The 19,166-nt window shown below is 65.7% G+C and carries 15 protein-coding genes; 7 read left to right on the top strand and 8 right to left on the bottom strand.

The window, feature by feature from the left end; genetic code table 11:
- Positions 1-652 precede the first annotated feature (652 nt).
- A complete protein-coding gene (locus MKK84_RS34005) occupies positions 653-2,806 on the bottom strand; it encodes a malate synthase G (protein ID WP_243927247.1) in 2,154 nt (717 codons plus the stop codon).
- 151 nt (positions 2,807-2,957) lie between these two features.
- On the opposite strand from MKK84_RS34005, the gene MKK84_RS34000 reads away from it, so the two are divergent.
- From MKK84_RS34000 to terL, 6 genes are all read left to right on the top strand, one after another.
- Positions 2,958-3,884: a LysR family transcriptional regulator gene (locus tag MKK84_RS34000; RefSeq protein ID WP_243927246.1), complete on the top strand. Its 927-nt coding sequence runs from the start codon at positions 2,958-2,960 to the stop codon at positions 3,882-3,884.
- A 918-nt stretch (positions 3,885-4,802) separates the two neighbouring features.
- A complete protein-coding gene (locus MKK84_RS33995; protein WP_243927245.1) occupies positions 4,803-5,288 on the top strand; it encodes a hypothetical protein in 486 nt (161 codons plus the stop codon).
- Positions 5,285-5,608, top strand: a complete 324-nt coding sequence (locus MKK84_RS36050) for an HNH endonuclease (RefSeq protein ID WP_409566573.1) — start codon at positions 5,285-5,287, stop codon at positions 5,606-5,608. Before MKK84_RS33995 ends, MKK84_RS36050 begins: the two co-directional genes overlap by 4 nt.
- A 584-nt stretch (positions 5,609-6,192) precedes the next feature.
- Complete coding sequence (locus MKK84_RS33990) at positions 6,193-7,623, top strand: DNA modification methylase (protein WP_243927244.1); 1,431 nt, start codon at positions 6,193-6,195, stop codon at positions 7,621-7,623.
- A gap of 350 nt (positions 7,624-7,973) precedes the next feature.
- On the top strand, positions 7,974-8,447 hold the full coding sequence (locus MKK84_RS33985; RefSeq protein ID WP_243927243.1) for a DUF5681 domain-containing protein: 474 nt from the start codon (positions 7,974-7,976) through the stop codon (positions 8,445-8,447).
- Between the two features lie 16 nt (positions 8,448-8,463).
- On the top strand, positions 8,464-10,101 hold the full coding sequence (terL, locus tag MKK84_RS35795; protein WP_243927242.1) for a phage terminase large subunit: 1,638 nt from the start codon (positions 8,464-8,466) through the stop codon (positions 10,099-10,101).
- 107 nt (positions 10,102-10,208) lie between these two features.
- Here the strand turns inward: terL and MKK84_RS33975 are convergent, their stop codons facing one another.
- Positions 10,209-11,627, bottom strand: coding sequence for a phosphomannomutase (locus MKK84_RS33975; protein WP_409566575.1), 1,419 nt, complete (start codon positions 11,625-11,627; stop codon positions 10,209-10,211).
- Positions 11,628-11,770: 143 nt separating this feature from the next.
- Positions 11,771-12,814 (bottom strand): hypothetical protein, encoded by a 1,044-nt coding sequence (locus MKK84_RS33970; RefSeq protein ID WP_243927240.1) that lies wholly within the window; start codon positions 12,812-12,814, stop codon positions 11,771-11,773.
- A 437-nt stretch (positions 12,815-13,251) separates the two neighbouring features.
- On the opposite strand from MKK84_RS33970, the gene MKK84_RS33965 reads away from it, so the two are divergent.
- A complete protein-coding gene (locus MKK84_RS33965; RefSeq protein ID WP_243927239.1) occupies positions 13,252-14,253 on the top strand; it encodes a hypothetical protein in 1,002 nt (333 codons plus the stop codon).
- Positions 14,254-14,331: 78 nt separating this feature from the next.
- On the opposite strand, the gene MKK84_RS33960 is transcribed toward MKK84_RS33965, so the two are convergent.
- From MKK84_RS33960 to MKK84_RS33940, 5 genes are all read right to left on the bottom strand, one after another.
- Entirely contained in the window at positions 14,332-14,652 is a 321-nt protein-coding gene (locus MKK84_RS33960; RefSeq protein WP_243927238.1) for a hypothetical protein, read from the bottom strand.
- Between the two features lie 7 nt (positions 14,653-14,659).
- Positions 14,660-15,415, bottom strand: coding sequence for an FkbM family methyltransferase (locus MKK84_RS33955; RefSeq protein ID WP_243927237.1), 756 nt, complete (start codon positions 15,413-15,415; stop codon positions 14,660-14,662).
- Positions 15,416-15,473: 58 nt separating this feature from the next.
- Positions 15,474-15,818 carry a hypothetical protein gene (locus MKK84_RS33950; protein WP_243927236.1) on the bottom strand — a complete coding sequence of 115 codons (345 nt, stop codon included), beginning with the start codon at positions 15,816-15,818 and terminating at the stop codon, positions 15,474-15,476.
- A gap of 226 nt (positions 15,819-16,044) precedes the next feature.
- Complete coding sequence (locus tag MKK84_RS33945; protein WP_243927235.1) at positions 16,045-16,839, bottom strand: ABC transporter permease; 795 nt, start codon at positions 16,837-16,839, stop codon at positions 16,045-16,047.
- 87 nt (positions 16,840-16,926) lie between these two features.
- On the bottom strand, positions 16,927-19,166 hold a 2,240-nt coding region (locus MKK84_RS33940; RefSeq protein WP_243927234.1), incomplete at its 5' end, for a glycosyltransferase.

Here is a 19,166-nt window from a genome sequence, read left to right as displayed (position 1 = left end):
CCTGGTTGTGGCACGGATGTACTCGAGCAGAGGTCGTTGGTCACGATGCCGTGAGAATGTGCATAGCTGCTATGAGCTCTGGTTATCGGCCCGGTAGCCATATGATCAAGGTTCGCCCGGCCTCACCCACATTTCCGACCGCATCCACGGTTGCCAACTAGATCGATGCGGTTCGGCTCAGAGCCTGATGAGCTTTTCTTTAACTGGTAAGCCGCGTGTTGCCGCGTCATAAGTTTAAATCATGATATTTTAGGAGCCGGCACAATGATCGAACGCCGATCAGCCGCTGCAGCAGTGTGGGGGAGGTCGTGATCGATAAGACCCTGACGCGCGTGATGAACGACAATATAGAGATCAGCCAAAAGCTACCGGCGGAACTCTACTACATGGTGTCAAATTTTTTCGTCTATGTGATGATGCGTAAGCGCCGCTTGAAGAGCCCGGGGGCCGTCGCACCAGGACCTGTCAGATGCCATTTTAGACACGGGAATCTTATGTCGCTGACTACTATGCTGATTCCGACTTGTAAGCGGATCGTGTGAGCCTTCAGGCTTGGTACATAGGGCCTAAAGAGTAGCGGCCGGACGGTGATGGGGAGGGGCCGCTCTCCGCCGGCCGCAGCGCATGTATGGCCGCGGCCGGATTACATTGGTCAGCCCGCGCGGCCGTTAGCTTCTCGCTTGGCCTCCCGGCGGAAGTGATGCAGCACGAACTCCGTGTAGCCGTTCGGCTGGCTGGCGCCCTCGAAGATCAGGGCCTGCGCGGCCCGGAAGGCCGGCCCGTCGAAGCCCGGGGCCATCGGCCGGTAGGCCGGATCGCCGGTGTTCTGGCGATCGACCACGCCCGCCATCCGCCGGAGCGCTTCCTCGACCCGATCGCGGTCGACGATCCCGTGGCGCAGCCAATTGGCGATGTGCTGGCTGGAGATCCGCAGGGTGGCGCGGTCCTCCATCAGGCCGACCTCGTGGATGTCGGGCACCTTCGAGCAGCCGACACCCTGGTCGATCCAGCGGACCACGTAGCCCAGGATCCCCTGGCAGTTGTTGTCGAGTTCCTCCCGCACCGCCTCCGGCGTGAACGGACCCTCGGCCAGCGGCAGGGTCAGCATGGCGGCCCGGGTCGCGGGCACCCGGCCGGCAAGGTCCGCCTGACGGGCGCGGACATCGACCTGATGGTAGTGCAGCGCGTGCAGCGTCGCGGCGGTCGGCGATGGCACCCAGGCGGTGTTGGCGCCGGCCTCCGGATGGGCGCCCTTGGCATCGAGCATCGCGGCCATCCGGTCGGGGGCGGCCCACATGCCCTTGCCGATCTGGGCGTGGCCCGGCAGGCCGCAGGCGAGGCCGGCATCGACGTTGCCGTCTTCGTAGGCCTGGATCCAGGCGGTCGCCTTCATGGCATCCTTGCGGACCACCGGCCCGGCCTCCAGGGAGGTGTGGATCTCGTCGCCGGTCCGGTCGAGGAAGCCGGTGTTGATGAAGAACAGCCGGTCGGAGGCCGCCGCGATCGCCGCCTTGAGGTTGAGCGTCGTGCGCCGCTCCTCGTCCATCACGCCGATCTTGAGCGTCCGCGGCGCGAGCCCGACAAGCGCCTCGACCCGGCCGAACAGCTCCACCGCGAAGGCGACCTCCTCCGGCCCGTGCAGCTTCGGCTTGACCATGTAGGCCGAGCCGGTCCGGCTGTTGCGCCGGGCGCCATCGCGGTCGTGCCGGGCGATCAGCGCGGTCACCGCCGCGTCGAGGATCGTCTCGGGGATCTCGGCGCCGTCGAGGGTGACGGCGTCGGTATACATGTGGTGGCCGACATGCCGGACCAGCATCAGCGCGCGGCCCGGCAGGGTGAAGCTACCGCCCTCGGGAGCCGTGTAGGTCCGGTCTTCCGCGAGCCGGCGCTCGACGGTGCGGCCGCCCTTGGACAGGCTGGCGACGAGGTCGCCGCGCATCAGGCCGAGCCAGCTCCGGTAGACCGCGACCTTGTCGGCTGAATCCACCGCGGCGACCGAATCCTCCATGTCCATGATGGTCGAGAGGGCGGATTCCAGTACTACGTCGGCGATGCCGGCCGGGTCGGTGCGGCCGATCGGGCTCGTCCGGTCGATGACGATCTCGATATGCAGGCCGTTATGGCGCAGCAGCAGCGCGGTCGGCGCCGCGGCGTCGCCGGTGAAGCCCGCGAAGGCGGCCGAGCCGGTCAGGCCGGCACTGCGGCCCGCACCCAGGTCGACGGCCAGCCGCCCGCCCGTCACGGAGAAGCCGACGGCATCCGCCCAGGAGCCGACGCTGAGCGGCGCGGTCGCGTCGAGGAGCGCCTTGGTCTTGGCCACCACGGCGGCGCCGCGGCCCGGGTTGAAGCCTTGGCCGGAGGCGAGGTCGCCGTCCTGCGGGATCGCGTCGGTGCCGTAGAGGGCGTCGTAGAGGCTGCCCCAGCGGGCGTTGGCGGCGTTGAGCGCGTAGCGGGCGTTCGAGATCGGCACCACGAGCTGCGGGCCGGCGATCTCCGCGATCTCGGCGTCCACGTTCTCGGTGGTCACGCGGACGGCGCCGGGTTCCGGCTGGAGATAGCCGATCCGGGTCAGGTAGGCCGCGTAGGCGGCCGGGTCGTGCGGCTGGCCGCGATGGTCGCGGTGCCAGGAATCGATGTCGGCCTGAAGGCCGTCGCGCCGGTCGAGCAACGCGCGGTTGCGCGGCGCGAGATCGCGCACGATGGCCTCGAACCCCGACCAGAAGGCTTCGGCCGAGATCCCCGTTCCTGGCAGCGCCTCCTCGGCCAGGAAGGTGCGGAGGTCCTCAGCGACGACGAGCTTCGACATGGCTGTCTCCTGGGCTAGGGGCGAGCAAGGGGTGCCGGCCGTCAGAAAAAATCGAGCGGCGGCTAAAATTTTTTGAGGTTTTTGGGATAGACTTCTTGGAACCCGCGAAAAAGGCAGCAAAACGGATTTGATTCTTTCCGCAGCGTTGAGAATGCACGATCAGAGCGATTTAGAGATCTTCGCCCGGGTGGTCCGGACCGGCAGCCTGACCCAGGCAGGCTCGGAACTTGGCCTGTCGGTGGCGCTGGTGTCGAAGCGTCTGAAGCGGCTGGAGGAGCGGCTCGCCGTTCGCCTATTGCACCGCACCACCCGCCGCGTCGCCCCGACCGATGCCGGCGAGGCATTCTTCCAGCGTATCGCCCCGATCGTGGATGCCATTGCTGAAGCCGAGAGCCTCGTATCGCAGGACGCGACCCGAGCCCGGGGGACGCTGCGGGTGACGGCTCCGAGCTCCTTCGGGCGGCTGCACATCGTCCCGCACCTGCAGGCCTTCTTCGCCCTCCACCCCAACCTCGTGCTCAACCTCGAGCTGAGCGACGATTTCGAATCCATCGTAGAGCGCGGCTACGATCTCGCGATCCGGGTCGGCGCGCTGCAGAGTTCCGGGCTGACGGCGGTGCGCCTCGCCCCGGTGCGGCGGGTCCTGTGCGCGCGGCCGAGCTACCTCGACGCCGCCGGACGGCCCGAGACCCTCGACGACGTGCGCGGGCATGTCTGCCTCGCCACGGAGAACCAGAATCCCTGGCGGCTGGTCGGGCCCGAGGGGCCCTGCACGGTTGGCGCGTCCGGCCCCTTGCGGACCCATTCCAACGAGGTGGTGCGGGAGGCGGTGATCGGCGGCCTCGGAATCGCTCTGCGCTCCACCTGGGACGTCCACGCGGAGCTGCGCGATGGTTCATTGGAGGTGGTGCTGCCAGCCTACGCGGCCGCGGCCTCGGCGGGTATCTTCGCTGTCTATCCGAGCCGCGCCTTCGTTCCAGCCAAGACGCGGGCGTTCATCGCGTTTCTCAAACGGGTCTATCGGTCGAGCGAGGCTGGTGCGGCGGTGGGGGATAGCTCCGGAGGGCGCGCGCCCTGAGCCGCCGCCAGCGTCCCGTCGCTGATGGCCGCGCTGGCCGTAGTTCCTCATCGTGTCGCGTTTGATCCGAGCGGGAGTCCGCCCTTCGCCTCGAACCCGGCGTTGGTCGCCGCCCCATCAGCCTTCGCCTGCTCCATGCCGGCGATGACGGAGGGCAGGCTCCGGTGTGCGCAAACGGATCTGGCGGGCGATCTGAGGCCAGCAGCGCATCTGCCTTCATGGGCAGGAGAGCGGCTGAGTGAGTGCGCTCCTCCGAATCCCTGCACCAGGGAAAAATACAAGGAAGTTCGCGGGACCGAGGGGCAATCGCCTCACACAGAGCGGTGTCATGGTCGGTTGGCTTAAAAGGCCCGGCTGAACGAGTGGCTTGTGCCCAAAGTGGCTTTTGGAGCTGATAATCTCGCTGCAACGGAATCATTGGACTGGACTCGTTTCGAATTTGGAGCTTGTTTGTCGTGGCGCGAAGCAATCGTGACTTACGCGGACGAAACGCCGGCATCGCTACCAAATTGCAGCCATCTGAGTGATCGATATGACAGCTGTGAATATCCCTATCTTTGCATTAGTTGACAGATATCATTAAATAATACTATGGTAAAAATGTGGAAGTTCGAAACCATCAATTCTGAAATCAGTTGCGGACAGAAAGTGACGTTCTTTAGGAAATCGGGATTGATTAAGTTTCTCCGATCGACGCCCTCTGATTGAGGAGGGCGTTAGGCGCCTTTAGGTATAGCGAATGCGTCGTCCCGCAGGCTGATTAAGCCGGGTGCGGGGCCAGGGCAGTGGCGGGGCTGATCCCGCCGCGAGCTCAAGGCGCGCGCGCATGCACACCGATAGATCAGACCAGATCCGTACCCTCCCCTCGCCTCCTCGCGAGAGTTCACGCACGCCATCGGGGCGCGGGGCGTCAGCTGTGTGCTGTTCGCTGTCTCACTCTCTCGCAAAGTGAGAGCGGCGATGTCGAACCGCAGCATTTCCTGGGCTGCAGCCCTGCGCGAGCTTAAAGCTGATCGCGGCATCCGCAGCGCTGTGCGTGAGGAGCGCCTGCGCTCAAGCGCGGGCGTGCGCGGCGCACCGGCCCTCGCCATGAGCGTCTGGCGTGGGCATTCGAGTCGACGCTACGTCGTCGTGGTCCAACCGCTGGACACCCCAGATCTGGTCGCCGATATCGGAGCCGTCACGCTCGCTGTAGCCAGGGATGAGCGAGGTCAAGCCTCGATCATCGCTGCTCGCGCCTGCGAGGCGGGTGATCCAGGCTTCCTCGGCTGGCTCGCTGCCTGCGCCAAGCTTGGCGCGCACGAACTGCATGCCTACCGGTTGGCTGAGACCGCACCCGAGCGCTGCGCGGTCGCGGTCGACTTGGGCGGCGTGATGAACCAAACCGCTTCAGGAGCGGTATGATGGTCCGGCGGGAGTTCAGCAAGGCTGTGCAGCGGGCCGCCCTGGCCCGAGCGGACGGGCGCTGCGAAGGTCTGCTCACAGATGGCAGCCGTTGTCCGTGCATGCTTCAGGTTGGGCGGTTCCACTACGATCATATCGTCCCGGCAGCTCTGGCAGAGAATGTCGCCTTCGAGAACTGCCAGGTGCTGTGTCGGCCCTGTCACGCGGTAAAGACTGTGGTGGATGTGAGCGTGATCGCGCGAGTGCGGCGCGTCCGTGACCGACACGCGGGCATCGTCGACCGCTGCCAGGCGGTAAGGCCAGCCCATTCAAGCGACTGATCGGCGGGGGCGTGATCCGCCGCGACACGGGCGAGCGGTTGGATAGAGGCGGCGAGTAGGTAGCTGTGTGACTCAAATTTCGCGGCGCCCACCCCCTTGCTAGGAGTAGCTTCAACCGATCGCTGCTCCCAGCCTGCCAGAACGATCCACCCGACAGGCACGGCCTATGCGCCTCACATGTAAATACAGTCAGGCGTTATCTTCTGGGTTGCGTTTGTAGAAATGATGCGGCATGTAGACGCCGCTGTGGCGCTTGTCGCGTTAGACCCGCCATGGCTTACGGGACCGGTCCTCGGGTGGGCGACCGGCAGCCCGCAGCCATCATAGATGAAGCAGCATAGGGCGTTTCCGCCTTGAGCAGCGTCAGTTTGCCCTGATAGATCCCCTAGGATCAGTCGGTAACTGGTGATTGCGCATGCTGTCGGTCTCCATAGTCTCCCTATTTGGCTCCGGTCTCCATCGCTGTGTTAGCTTTGGAGGTTGTTATGGCTACGAAACACCGCGTTTCCCTTACCGGTACGACGGCAGATTTTTCCTCTTCCTCAAATTCTACCAACGCGATCAGCCTGGACGAGGCACCGCGCGTGGGCGTTGGGCCCGGGCTCGAAGGGCGATACGGGCTGGCTCTGCTGACAACCTTGGTCGAGAACCCGCACCGCGTGCAGATGCACTCGTTGCGGCAGGTCAAGAAGCTGAGCCGTGCCATTGAGGTCGCCGGGCAGCTGGCGCCGGCCATCATCGACGAGCGCTACGTCATCCTTGCAGGTCACGCCCGCTTCGTGGCGGCCAAGTCGCTCGGGCTCGCCAGCATGCCGGTGGTTCAGATCTTTAACCTATCGGAGGCTCAGAAGCGCTCCTTTCTGCTGAGCGACAACCGAATCGGCTTGGATGCCCGCCTCGATCGCAAGGCTTTGGCTGGCCAAATCCCAGAGCTGACCCTGCTCTTCGAGGAGGCTGGGATCACCCTCAGCGATACCGGCTTCGAGGTCGCCGAGATCGACGCGCTCGTGATCGACTACGAGGAGGAGGGCGGCGCGATCGACTACGCGATCGATCTGGCCCTCGCGGAGGCCGAGTCCTGCCTGCGGCGGGGCGACATCTTCGCCCTTGGCCCGCATCGACTCGCCATCGGCGATGCGCGCGATGCCGAGCTCCTCGACCAGCTCATGGCCGGAGAGAAAGCGGAGGTCGCGTTCACCGATCCTCCCTATAATGTGCCGATGCGGTCGACCGGCGGTCGCGGTCAAACCCGCCACCCTGAGTTCGCCTTCGCGTCAGGCGAGATGAACAGGGTCGAGTTCGTCGCCTTCTTGGAGGCGGCGCTCGGCAACGCTGCCCGGGTCTCAGAGCCTGGGGCGGTACACTTCGTCTGTATAGATTGGAAGCACGTGCGCGACCTTATCGAGGCTGGGGAGCGCGTCTACTGCGCTTATCTCAACTTGATCACCTGGGTGAAGACCAACGCGGGCCAGGGCGGCCTCTACCGCAACCAGCACGAGTTGATCGGCGTATTTCGGGTTGGGCAGGGCCCCCATCGCGACAACGTCCAGATGGGCCGGTTTGGACGCAACCGCTCGAACGTGTGGACCTATCCCGGCGGCAACGGCTTCCGGTCGGGCCGTATGGCGGATCTCAGCGCACACCCAACTATCAAGCCGGTTCAACTCGTGGCCGATGCGCTCAAAGACGTCAGCCGACGTGAGGGGCTGGTGCTCGACAGCTTCGCGGGGTCGGGTACGACGATCCTGGCTGGCGAGCAGGTCGGCCGGCGTGTGCGAGCGGTAGAGTATGAGCCGCGCTACGCGCAGATCGCGATGCGCCGCTACCAGGAGGTCTCGGCCCGAGAGGCGGTGCATGTCGAGACCGGATTGACCCTGACGCAGCTGACCGAGCGCCGCCTTGCCGAGGAACGGCAGGATGCACTGACGGGTCGTTCGCCCTCGCTCAGACCATCGGGCGCGGCCGCAGCCGTCCGCCCCCGGGTGAGGGAACGGTTGCGCCCCCCAGCCTCATAGTAACTCAACCGGCCATCACCTGACCGGCCGACCCCATTCGCCGCTGATGTAAATATGAGCTCTGACCCAGTGATGATCCGGGTAAGCGCGCGGTCTTATTCCGCCTAAATGCTTCTGAATGTGCGGCGGGATAGATGAAATTACTTATGAATTGAGTTGACGTGCGGATCAGATGTGCTAAATTGTTATGAAGCATATCCTTGTGATGTGTTTTAACAACTAAAAATTGGTCGGGAAAACAAGCCCGTAATCGTGCGGTGCTTACGCCCTCGTTTCGCGTGGGGCGGCATTCCGGCGTAACCCCGTGCCTTCCTCGAACCGGAAGGCATGGCGCTTCGCTGGAGCTTTCTATGCCTTATGACGATGATGAAGGGCAGGCTGGCGATTTTGGTCAGGCGAACCCCTCCTCGAATGCCGCCGGGGATAAAGAGCGGGTCGGCTACAAGCAGCCGCCAAAGCATAGCCGATACCGCAAAGGCCAGAGCGGCAATCCGGCGGGAAGACCGAAAGGCAGCCTTAACAAGTCGACGGTCCGCGCGCTGGTCGCAGCGCAGTGGCTGGAGGAAACCATCAAGATCGTCGAGGGTGGTCGCGAGCGGCGCGTCCCTCGCCTCGTCGCGCTCCTGAAAAAGCAAGCTGAGCTCGCCTTGAAGGGTGACCTCAGGGCCATGAAGGACGTCTTCGATCTCGTCCTACGCTTGGCCGTCGAGGAGGCCACGCTTCGCACGAGCGAGGAGACTACGACCGAGGACGAGGCAATCTTGCGCAACCATTGGCCCAGTGTGCTCGATGCCGACGAGCGCGATGCAAGTCCATGTGGTTAGGATAGGAGCGAAGGCGGTGAGTGACCAACAGCGCCTCCTTCGCGCGTTAATGCGTCAGCACCTCGCCGCCTTCGCGCAAAAGACCTTCCACGCGCTCGAGCCTGGGACGCCGTACTGCCATAGCTGGCATCTCGACCACCTCGCTTGGCAGTTGGGGCGGATCGCCGACGGCGAGGTGCGCCGGCTGATCATCAACGTGCCGCCGCGTTCGATGAAGTCGATCACCGTCTCGGTCGCCTTCACGGCTTGGCTCCTAGGCCGCGACCCGACGAAGCGGATACTGTGCGCATCTTATGCCTCCGATCTGGCGCGAAAGCACGCGATCGACACCCGCCATATCATGGAGAGCGACTGGTACCGCGAGCTGTTCCCACGCTGCGAGCTCGTCGCACGTCGTCAGCGTGATACCGAACTCGTGACGACGCTTAGGGGCGGTCGCTTGGCCTTCGGTCTCGGCGGTGCGCTGACCGGACGCGGCGCCGACGTCATTATCCTCGACGACCCGATGAAAGCCTCCAGCGCCACCTCAGAGGCTGATCGGCGCCGGGCGATCGAGTACTACGAGGGGACGCTGGTCTCTCGCCTGAACAATAAGCGTCGCGGGGCGATCGTACTCGTCATGCAGCGCTTGCACGAGGCCGACTTGTGCGGTCATCTGGTCGAGCGGGCCCGCGAGGACTGGGAGGTCGTACATTTGCCGGCCATCGCCGTCGAGGATGGTGTGTTTCCGCTTTCTAGCCGGCCGGACCACGTGCATCGCCGCCGCTGCGGCGAGGCCCTCCAGCCCGACCGCGAGCCTCGTGACCTGCTCGAAGGACTGCGGCGCGAACTCGGATCTCGAACCTTCGAGGCCCAGTACCAGCAGACGCCGGTGCCGGCCGGCGGCAACCTGATCCGGCGCGAATGGCTGAGGCATTATCGCGAGCGGCCGGTCACCTTCGATCGGGTCGTCGTATCCTGGGACACCGCCTCCACGCTCGGGGAGACGAGCGATTGGTCGGTAGGCTTAGTATGGGGCGTGCGCGATCAGGACTTCTACCTGCTCGACGCAGTCCGGCAGCGCGTCGAATTCCATCAATTGCGGCGTGCCGTGCTGAGACTGCATGAACGTTGGAACGCGGACGTCACGCTGATTGAAAGGACCGCACTGGGGCACGCGCTGCTGCAGGATCTCCGCCGCACGAGCCCATTGCGTCCGATCCTGTTGCCCGCGCGCCTCGACAAAGTGGCACGCTGCGAAGCGCAATCGGCGCGCTTTGAGGAAGGACGGGTGTACCTGCCCGCTGAAGCACCATGGCTTGGCGTTTATGAGGCTGAGCTCCTGGCTTTCCCAAACGGGCGTCATGATGATCAGGTCGACGCCACGAGCTACGCGCTGCACTACCTCACGAATTGGCTGCGACGCGTGCGTCCGCCGGCTCGGCGGAGCCGAGAGAGTATTCGGGGGGAGACGCGCACCCGGCAGGCACCAGACGTGCAAGCCGCCACGGCTGAGCTTGCCGCGTCGGTACCAGCTGGGGCTAAGGAGCGGATCGAGGATGGACGCCGCATCATCTACGTCCCGGCCTCCACTCCGATCCCGACGCCGTGGGAGCACGAGCCGCCTTCAGGTCGTACCATCCGTCGATCGGTGCGCAGGCGCGACGGCGCATAGATCGATGCGATCGCGTTGGTCGCGTAAGCATGGCGCAGGCTCGGCACGACCTGGAACCGAAGCTGAACTCTCAGGAAGCCACGACGTGGACCGGCGGATCGCCAGGCCTATTCCTTAATGGCGGCGGCGGCGGCTCCGAGCCCCCACCGGACGAGGTCCTGGGCCTCACGCGCCGATTTCGCCTCGGCGTAACAGCGCAACTCCGGGGCGTTCCCTGAGGCTCGGAAATGGATCGCGCGTCCGCCGTCGAGCCCGATCCGCACCCCGTCCTGCTGGTCGACGTCCTGCGGCACGCCGATCGGCTTCAGGAAGGCGGCGCGAAAGCCGGCGTCGCCGAGTCGTCCCAGGAAGGCCGCGCTCCGCTCCGAGGGCGTATTGGGGAGCCGGTCGCTCGCCATCTCACCGGCATCGAGCGACGTCACGAGGTCCGCCAGGGACGTGCCGGCTGCACGAGCCGCCGCGAGGGTGGCCAGGATCGGCAGCATCGCGTCCCGGGTCGGCAGGGCGGGCAGGGTTCGGCCGTCGCGGGTGATATCCGATCCCAGCAGGAAGCCGCCATTGGCCTCGAACCCGACCACGATCTCGGCCCCGGCGGCCTTCGCCTGCTCCATGCCGGCGATGACGAAGGGCGAGCCCACCCGGGTGCGCAGGACCTGCCGGAAGCCGCCAGCCTGTTCGAGGGCGGAGCCCGCCGTGACCGGAACCACCACCGTATCGGCCCCGAGGAACCGCGCCGTGATCAGCCCGAGCACGTCCCCACGCAGGATCCGCCCTGTCCCGTCGGCGATCAGGGGCCGGTCGGCGTCGCCATCGGTGGTCACGAGGGCGTCGTAGGTGCCCGACGCCATCACCTCGGCGATGAACGCGACATCCTCCGGGCGGTGGGCCTCGGTGTCGATCGGCACGAAGGTGTCGGACCGGCCGATCGGCGTCACCGCCGCACCGAACCCGGCGAGCAGGTCGGTCAGCAGGTCGCGGGCGACGGAGCTCTGCTGGTAGACCGCAACGCGCAGGCCCTGCAGGATGTCGGGCGCGAAGGCCGCGCCGTAGCGCTGGTGGTAGCGCCCGACAGCGTCGGGTTCGGGCGTGGCCGGCGGGGCATCCGGCACCGCACCGACCGCAGTGATACCCTCAAGCGCCGCCAGGATCGCAATCTCGTCGGCCTTGGTGATCTCGCCCTCGGGCCGGTAGAACTTAAGGCCGTTGCGGTCCTCCGGGATGTGGCTGCCCGTGACCATGACGGCGCAGGCGCCGCGCCGCATCGCCTCGAGGGCGAGCGCGGGCGTCGGCAGCGCGCCGCAATCGATCGCCGTGAACCCCGCCGCCGCCGCGGCGCTCGCAACCGTCGCGGCGATGCCCGCGCTGCTGTCGCGCAGGTCGCGCCCGATTACCACCGCGCGGCGGTCGTCGCCCGCGGGGACCGACCGGAAGAACGCGGAGGCGTAGGCATAGCTCGGCCCGCCGACGAGATCCGTCACGAGCCCGCGCAGGCCGCTGGTTCCGAATTTCAGGCTGCTCACGGCGATTCCAAAGGCTCGGATTGGGTCGGGCTCAAGCGACTGATGCCGTGAAATCCAGACGATCTCAATGCCCCGCTCCAACGCTGAGGTCTACGAAGCAGCAGAGTGCTGCCTCGTCGAGAGTGCGGATGCGGGGGTGGATTGCCTGTCTACGCGTTCCAATGCTTGTCGACGATATCCTTGACGGCATCGGAGATGGCGGCGTCGAACACCAGCATCTCTTCCACCGGGCGAAGGCTCCGCAGCTGCTGCGCGAGGTCGCGCACCGCGGCGGGTGGCTCCGGCAGCACCGGGAGCGGGGCATTGATGTAGAGCTGGTCGAACAGCGTGCGCGCAAAGGCCTGGAAGCGGGTCTTGTGCCCGACGATGCCGACCCGCGACAGGACCTCGATCGCCGCGATCGAATTGCCCGGGTGCAGCCGATCCTCCGGCATGCGGGTCCCCAACTGGCGGGTCAGGGGATTGTACAGCAGGCGGTAGGCCGATTCCGGCATCATGCGGAAGAAGCGCTTGAGGCTCTTCGTGTCGGTCAGATCGTAATCCTTGATGAAGGCTGCGGCTTCGGCCAGCGCGCCGAGGCGCCAGCTGCGCGCAGGATCGGCGGCATCGTCGGCCCGCGCCTGCAGCCAGTGCATGCGGGTCGCCATTTCGAGGTGCGGGTCCTGCACCAGGAGTGCCGTGACCATCAGGTCCGGGGTCAGGTAATTCTCGTAGCGCGGGATGACGAGGGAACCCGACAGGAGGAGGGAGCGCACCGGGTTCAGGAAGATGCTGGTCAGGATCTCGTCAGACATGCGGTGCATGCCGAAGTAGCTGCGCGCATAATGGGGGAACATGGCGCTCTGCAGGACCGACTCCGGTTCGATGCCGGTGTTGATTAGGCAGGTGCGGCACTGGATCTTTCCGTCGGCCGGAATGCGCCGATGCACCAGCACGTTGGTGTCCGCGTCATAGAGCTCGAGCTGTTCCAGCGCCGCGAGGCCCGGCACCTCGGCCTCGGTCACGATGAAGATGCACTGACCGGTCGCGTGCCAGCCGTTGTTCCGAAACGTCGCGTCGACATGGCTCGCTGCGACCTCCGCGACGCGCCGCCCCGCGACGGACACGACGACGCGACTGATTGCGAGCTGATTGTCCGGAACGATCCAGCCTCGGATCGAATGGCCGTCGTCGTGATCGATGAAGAAACGCACGGTGAGGCTCTAAATCGTTTCTGGGGCGCGATCCGTCTTGGCGCAATCCGTTCGAAGCGTCGGGGACGCTCCCGAGCGGAGCCGTCGTTCCTCGGCCCCCTCCAGGCTCTGCGGCCCTACCACTTCGCCAAGTCGAGCGCAAAAGGCACCCGTGCCGCCGCGGGATCTGCTGACCGGCCGCCACGCGGCTGCGCCGGGATGGATGCCGGCTCGGCGCAGGCGGGCGGGTCACCGCAAGGGTCCGAAACCGTTCCGATTGCAACGCGATCGGGAACGGTTCTAGAGGAGCGTGGAGCCGCGCCGACGCCTCGGCTCACGCGGTGGCCGATGGCGCTGTCGTTCGATGCGTGGTCACGGAGCCGGTCTCAAGGCGCCTGGACGACGAAGACGCCGTTCGGGTTGCGGGTCCCGGTTCGATCTTGAGCAAGCTTGGGTTCATGGCGACGTCCGTCGAGGTCCATATCGGAAAGCGGGATTGGCTTTTCCTGCTGCAGGGGACCAACAACGTCAGCTCGCAATATGTGCGGTCGCCGGAAGCGCAGTTTCTGCTGATCCACTGGCGGTTGGTCGTGGCCCAGCGCGAGCGACGCTTGCGGGCGCTCGGCATCCCCTACAAGCATATCCTGATGCCGGAGAAGATCACGATCTACGATCATCTGCTGGACGGTTTGCGCATCGACTGGCGGTTGTCGCCCGCCTTTCGGCTGCTGCATGAGGACGCCTACTACACACTGTTTCCGCTCCGGCGCCTGAACCTCGTCAACTATGTCCGTCGGAACCTGCGATGGCGGGCGACACTGATCGATCTGATCGCACCCATGCGACAGCAGCGGGACATTCAGAATCTCTTCTATCGGACAGACAGTCACCTGTCGTTTGCCGGCCGTCTGCTGGCGTATCGCGAGATCTGCCGGGCGATCGGCGCCGAGCCGGTGCGCGATTTCGAGGAGCGGCCCGCCACCTATCACGCGGGCTGGGCGGGCGATTTGGGGATGGCCTTCCACCCCCCGCGGTACGAGGGGACGATGCTGCACGATCTGCAGCGGGATGCGGTCCGTGTGTATGCGAGCCCGATCGTCGAACACAGGGAGCGGCGCGGCCTGTCGGGAACGCTCCATACGGGGGCGCACGTGATCTATCGGAACGGGCGGGCCACCGACCCCCGGCGCGTCATGCTGTTCGGCGACAGCTACGCCAACTTCGCTCCGATCGGCCTGACGATCATGCTGGCCGAGACGTTCCGCGAGGTGCACTTCATCTGGAGTACGCAGCTCGATTACGATCACATCGCGCAGGTGAAGCCCGACCTCGTGCTGACGGAGATGTCGGAGCGCTTCGTGTTCCGGCCTTCGAAGGACGATTGGAATCTCGCGCAGTATGTCAGCCAGCGTTACGACGCTGAGTTGGCGGGGGGGTCGGATAACGGGCCTTGCGCATGACGCCGCCCTGGCGGACCTAGGAGCGCGGGTGAGCGCCGCGTGGTGCCGGATAGGGCCGAGCGTCGCCGCGTGGTGCCGTCACTGCGCCCTCACCTGCTGCTCAAGGTGCGCACGGAGAATCGAATACTGGTGCACCACCTTTTCGAGCCTGGCCGCATCGGCGGGACGGATCGGTTCCGGACCCTCGTTCGGGCGATAATTCGTCACATAGAAGGCGGCCTGAGCCTTCAGGCGCACGGCGACGAAATCGAGGTCCGCGGACCAGTGGGCTTCCGCGCGAGCCTGCTGCAGGCGCTTGGAGATCGCCAGCCAATGCAGGTCGAGGGCAATGCCCCCGCCCATCTGCATGAAGATGTCGAAGAGAGAATCGAGAATTTCGATCGCGGCTTGCGCGGACATGGGGCCTCTACGAGTCCTGGGAGGCCACGAGATCGGGGCGCACGTACCAATCGTCGAACAATGAAAGCTGCTTGAAGCGCCGCCGATAGCCCAAATTCGTCACGAGGTCATAGATCTTCGACCGACTGTCCGCGAAATTGTGCTCGACGCTGATGAGGGCGACGTCGTGGGCCGCGAAATCGAAGCTCTGCAGGACGTCGAATTCGCCCCCTTCGACATCGAGGCTCAGGTAATCGATCCGCCTCGGCGCCCGCGCTTCCCGCAGAAGCCGATTCAGGGAGATTGTCGAGACGGGATATTGCTTCGCTTCCTGGCGAAAATCCGCGTGGAAATCGCCGGCAACGAAGTCGTCGACACCGGACAATTCACCGATATCGACCTCGTTGAACAGGACCTCGATCCCGTCAGTCTTGTAGACGCATTGATCGCTGATGTAGCAGTCACGGTTCTTGTACAGCGCCGCGTGCCAAGCCCTTGCCGGCTCCGCTAGAACGCCCTGCCAGCCGAAGGTTTTCTCGAGGAGAAGTGTATTGCTGAGGCTGATGCCGTCGCAGGCGCCGAACTCGACGAAGTAGCCGTTTCGCTTCTCCCGCAGCTCATGGAGAACCCAGAGATCCTGCAGGAGCTGCGCGTTGGAATAGGGCGCCATGCGGGTGGCGAAGGACAGAAAATCGAGTTCCGAGGTCAGAATATGCGGCCGGACATCGAGATTGTCTCTCAGGTTGATCACGGCGTTGAACACCGTCAGGAGTTCCACATCCATCGTACGCTGATCCACCTCGTAAACGGGATCGGTTGGGCGGGCGGTTCGATCGCGGTCGTCAAGTGTTGCCGGTTGGCGTAGCCCGTAAGGTCCCGCGGCCCAGGACACGGTTCGAGCCCTCGTGCAGGAGGGTGTGCTGGATCGACTCGGGACCCTGATTGGGGATCAGGCGTGCGGCCCTGCGGATCCTGGCCAGGAAGCGCTTTCGGCCGAACCCATAGGGCCTTAGGCTCTCGAGTATGGCATCCAGGAGCGTCGCCGCGGCGTTCGATCGTGCCCGGGCCATGTCGCGCTCCAGCAAAGCTGCATCGCGCTCGGCCCGGACAAGCGCCAGTTCGATCTGCTGGTGTTGAATCTGGCGGATGTATTTCGTGTCAACGGCGTGTGCCGCACGTGTCGTCATGGGAACGCTCTGACCCCGGGCGGAAGCAGTTCGGGCAGTGGCCAGTATCGATTGCCGACCGACCCCTTACGTCGTGCCCCGGCGGCTTGGCAACACGGTCCGGACTGGTTCCGCGAGCCAGGTCGGCGCGGGAGCGCGGGTCAGAACGAAGATCAGGAGCCGCATCCGATCGCGGTGCGAACCGATGCGGCTCCTGATGTCTGGGGTCGAGGATTCTGTCGCTGGATCAGGCCTGCATCTTGCTGACGACGTGCTTGATTAGGAACAGGCCGATGCTTACGGATGTCAGGCCGAACATAACGACGTACAGATAATCAACCTGTATTCCAGCATACGGATAATAAGCTGACCGCACCCACTCCGCCAATTGCATGGCTGGATTGAACTTCATCCAATAATAGAGCTGCTCGGGCATATAGCTCGGCAGGAACATTACTCCGCTTGAAATGTACAGAATGATGCTGAAGAGAGCATATCCGATCATCCATCCGGGGAAAAAGCCGATGATTGCGACGTTGATCGTTCCAACACCGATGCCGAGGATGATGGCTGCCAGATACCCAGTGACAGCCGTCAGCGGCTGGGACGGAATAAGATTAACGCCGATGGCCGTCAGCACGGAACTAACGACCAAAAGAGCAAGGAACCCGGTGACGATTTCGACGAGAATTCGCGAGAAAATCAAATCGAACATTTTGACCTGGGGGTAATAGGTCAACGGTCGATTGATCATAACAGACTTCATCACCTCACGGGAGATGTACTGGAAGACCAAGACCGGAACTGCGCCAGTGGCGAAGAACAGCGCTCGCTCGTCTCCCAGCGGTGCCGGCAATTTTTGGAACGTGTAGATCGCGATCAGCACGAAGACGTGCACGCACGGCCAGAGCACGATCACGCCGTAACCCCAGAGCGAGGCCCCAAAGCGCGTGCGGATGTCGCGCAGGATCAGCGCGTACAAGACATGGAGATAGGACTCGATTGGGCTTTTCTGCGTTTGAGCCGTCGGGACAGCGAACATCGGCGCGACCTCTGCGTTTCCGGGCCTGACTCCACCATAAAATAGGCCAAAGTAGGTTGGACGGGTGCGCCGGGCTTGATGGCAGCGTCAGGCCAAGGGACCGTAATAGTCGCGCATCAGATCGGCGTATGTGGTGGCCTCGATGATGGTGCGGACCCGGCCCGGGAGCGGGATGGCCAGCAGGCGATCGTTGCAGGTGGACGGGTCGTCGGCCAGGGCATAGGGCAGGAGATGGCCGTCCGGATCGGCGCGCAGCCGGTCGGCCGGGGCGCCGAGGTCGAAGGCCGCCACCGGCAGACCGGTGCGCAACGCCAGCGTCAGCGCGTAGGAATAGGTCTCCGGCCAGATCGCCGGGAGCAGGATCAGATCCGCCGAGACCTGCGTGACCAGGTCGAAGGTCTCGTCGTCCTCCCAATGTCGGCCGGTCTCGGCGATCTGAAGGGCCGCCCGCGCCTCCCGATCGAGGGTCGGATCGTCGGTGGCGTAGCGTCCGGTCTGCGTGACGCCGGCGCGCTCAAGGCCGCCTTCCAGCGCCGGGTCGCAGTAGCCCGCGATTGTGAACAGCAACGGCTGATCACGCTCGCGCGCATCTGCGGCCAGGGCCTGCAGCACCAGCCCGCCTTCGGGCATGCTGATGCCGCCTAGAACGGCGACACGCCGGACGCGCCCCGGCCGGTGCCGCGCGGTCGTGCGCACCGCCCGCTCCGGCTCCGCGTGCGGCCGCACCGTGATCGCCAGATCCCGGTACACGCGCCCGATCCGCCCCGCCGTGTCGGAGGACGGCGCGAACACCCGCGCGGCCCCGCTCAGGAACCGCCCGAACGTGGCCCGCCGCTCGCCCGGATCCGGCTCCTCGAACCCGTCCGCGTCGCGCGCCAGGCAGCCCCGGCATTCCGCCACCGCCGCCAGCCCGCAGTAGCGCCCGTCCGGCTGAACCAGGTGGTTGCGGTGGCACACCGGCGAGTAATCGTGCAGCGTCCAGGCGTAGGGGCGGCCCGAGCCCGCCACCACGTCCATTATCGCCCGCGCCGCCGCCCAGCGCAGGCCCGCCAGCGAGTGTACGTGGATCAGACGCGGTGCCAGCCTGGCCACGAACCCGGCGAGTTCGTCCGCGTCGCGCGGCAGGTACAGGCTGTCGAGGTTGGGCAGGTACAGGAACGCGGCGCCGCGATAGGCGACGTGCACCGCGAGGTTGCGGGTGCGGTCGATCTGCAGCAGCACCACGGGGGTGCCCTCGGCCCGGGCCTGGGCGATCAGGTCGTCGAGGTGGCGCTGGATGCCCCCGCCCCAGCTGTGGGTGACGAACAGCAGCGCCCGGCCGGCGACGTGCCGGGCCAGCCGCTCCAGGTCGAGCCGCGCCCGGCCCTGCCGTCCGGGATCGGCCTGGACGAACTGGCCGACGCGGGCCGGGTAGTCGGGGTGCTTAGCCAGCAGCGCGGCCTGGCCCTCGTCGTAGGCGCCGCCGGCCCCGCCGCCGCCCTCGGTGCCGAACGAGATCTGGCCGGCGTGGTAGACGTAGACGTCCTCGGCGAGAAGGTTGCGGAAGCCGGCCTTCTCGGCGCGCAGGCACCAGTCGTTCTCCTCGCCGTAGCCGCGGCCGAAGGCCTCGGCGTCGAGCTCGCCCACCGTGTCGAGGGCGTGGGCGGTCATGACCATGCAGAAGCCGACGCCGGTGGGCACGGGCAGGCTGCGGCCGGGGTTGGTCGCGGCGGCCAGGCGGTCGAGTTCGGGCGGGGCGATCTCGAGCGGCATGGTGTTGTTGGCGTTGAAGCGCGGGTAGGAGCAGATCGTGGCGTTGTTGGACAGCGGCGTGACGCTGCCCACGCGCGGGGCTGCCGGATCGGCGGGTTCTGCGTGTGCGACGAGGCGGTCGAGCCAGTCGCCGAACACCTGGGCGTCGGAGTTGAGCAGGACGACGGCGCGGCCCTGGCGCAGGGACAGCGCGCGGTTGACCGAGCGGACGAAGCCGAGGTTGGTCTCGTTCTCGACGAGGTGGAACAGGCCGCGGGCGGCGAGCGCCGCGAGGTCGCGGGTGAGTTCCGGCTCGGGGGATCGGTCGTTGACGGCGAGCAGGGTGAAGGGGGTGGCCTGGGGCTGGGACAGGCAGGCGTGGAGGGCGCGCAGGGTCTCGGCGCGTCCCTTGTAGACGGGCATGATGACCAGCACGTGGGCGTCCGCGATGGGCCGGGCCTGGGGCAGGCCGTCCCAGTCGTGCGGATCGGGGGCGGTCAGGGGCGGGAGCGTCCCGAGATCCTCGGGGCAGCCCATCAGGCCGGCGGCGCGGCCGACGCGCACGTAGTGCAGGAACGGCGACTCCCCCGGACCGA

This window comes from Methylobacterium sp. E-065 (assembly GCF_022829605.1).
GTDB lineage: Bacteria > Pseudomonadota > Alphaproteobacteria > Rhizobiales > Beijerinckiaceae > Methylobacterium.
Note: the sequence above shows the minus strand (reverse complement) of the source record. Positions and strands in the feature narration are given on the sequence as shown.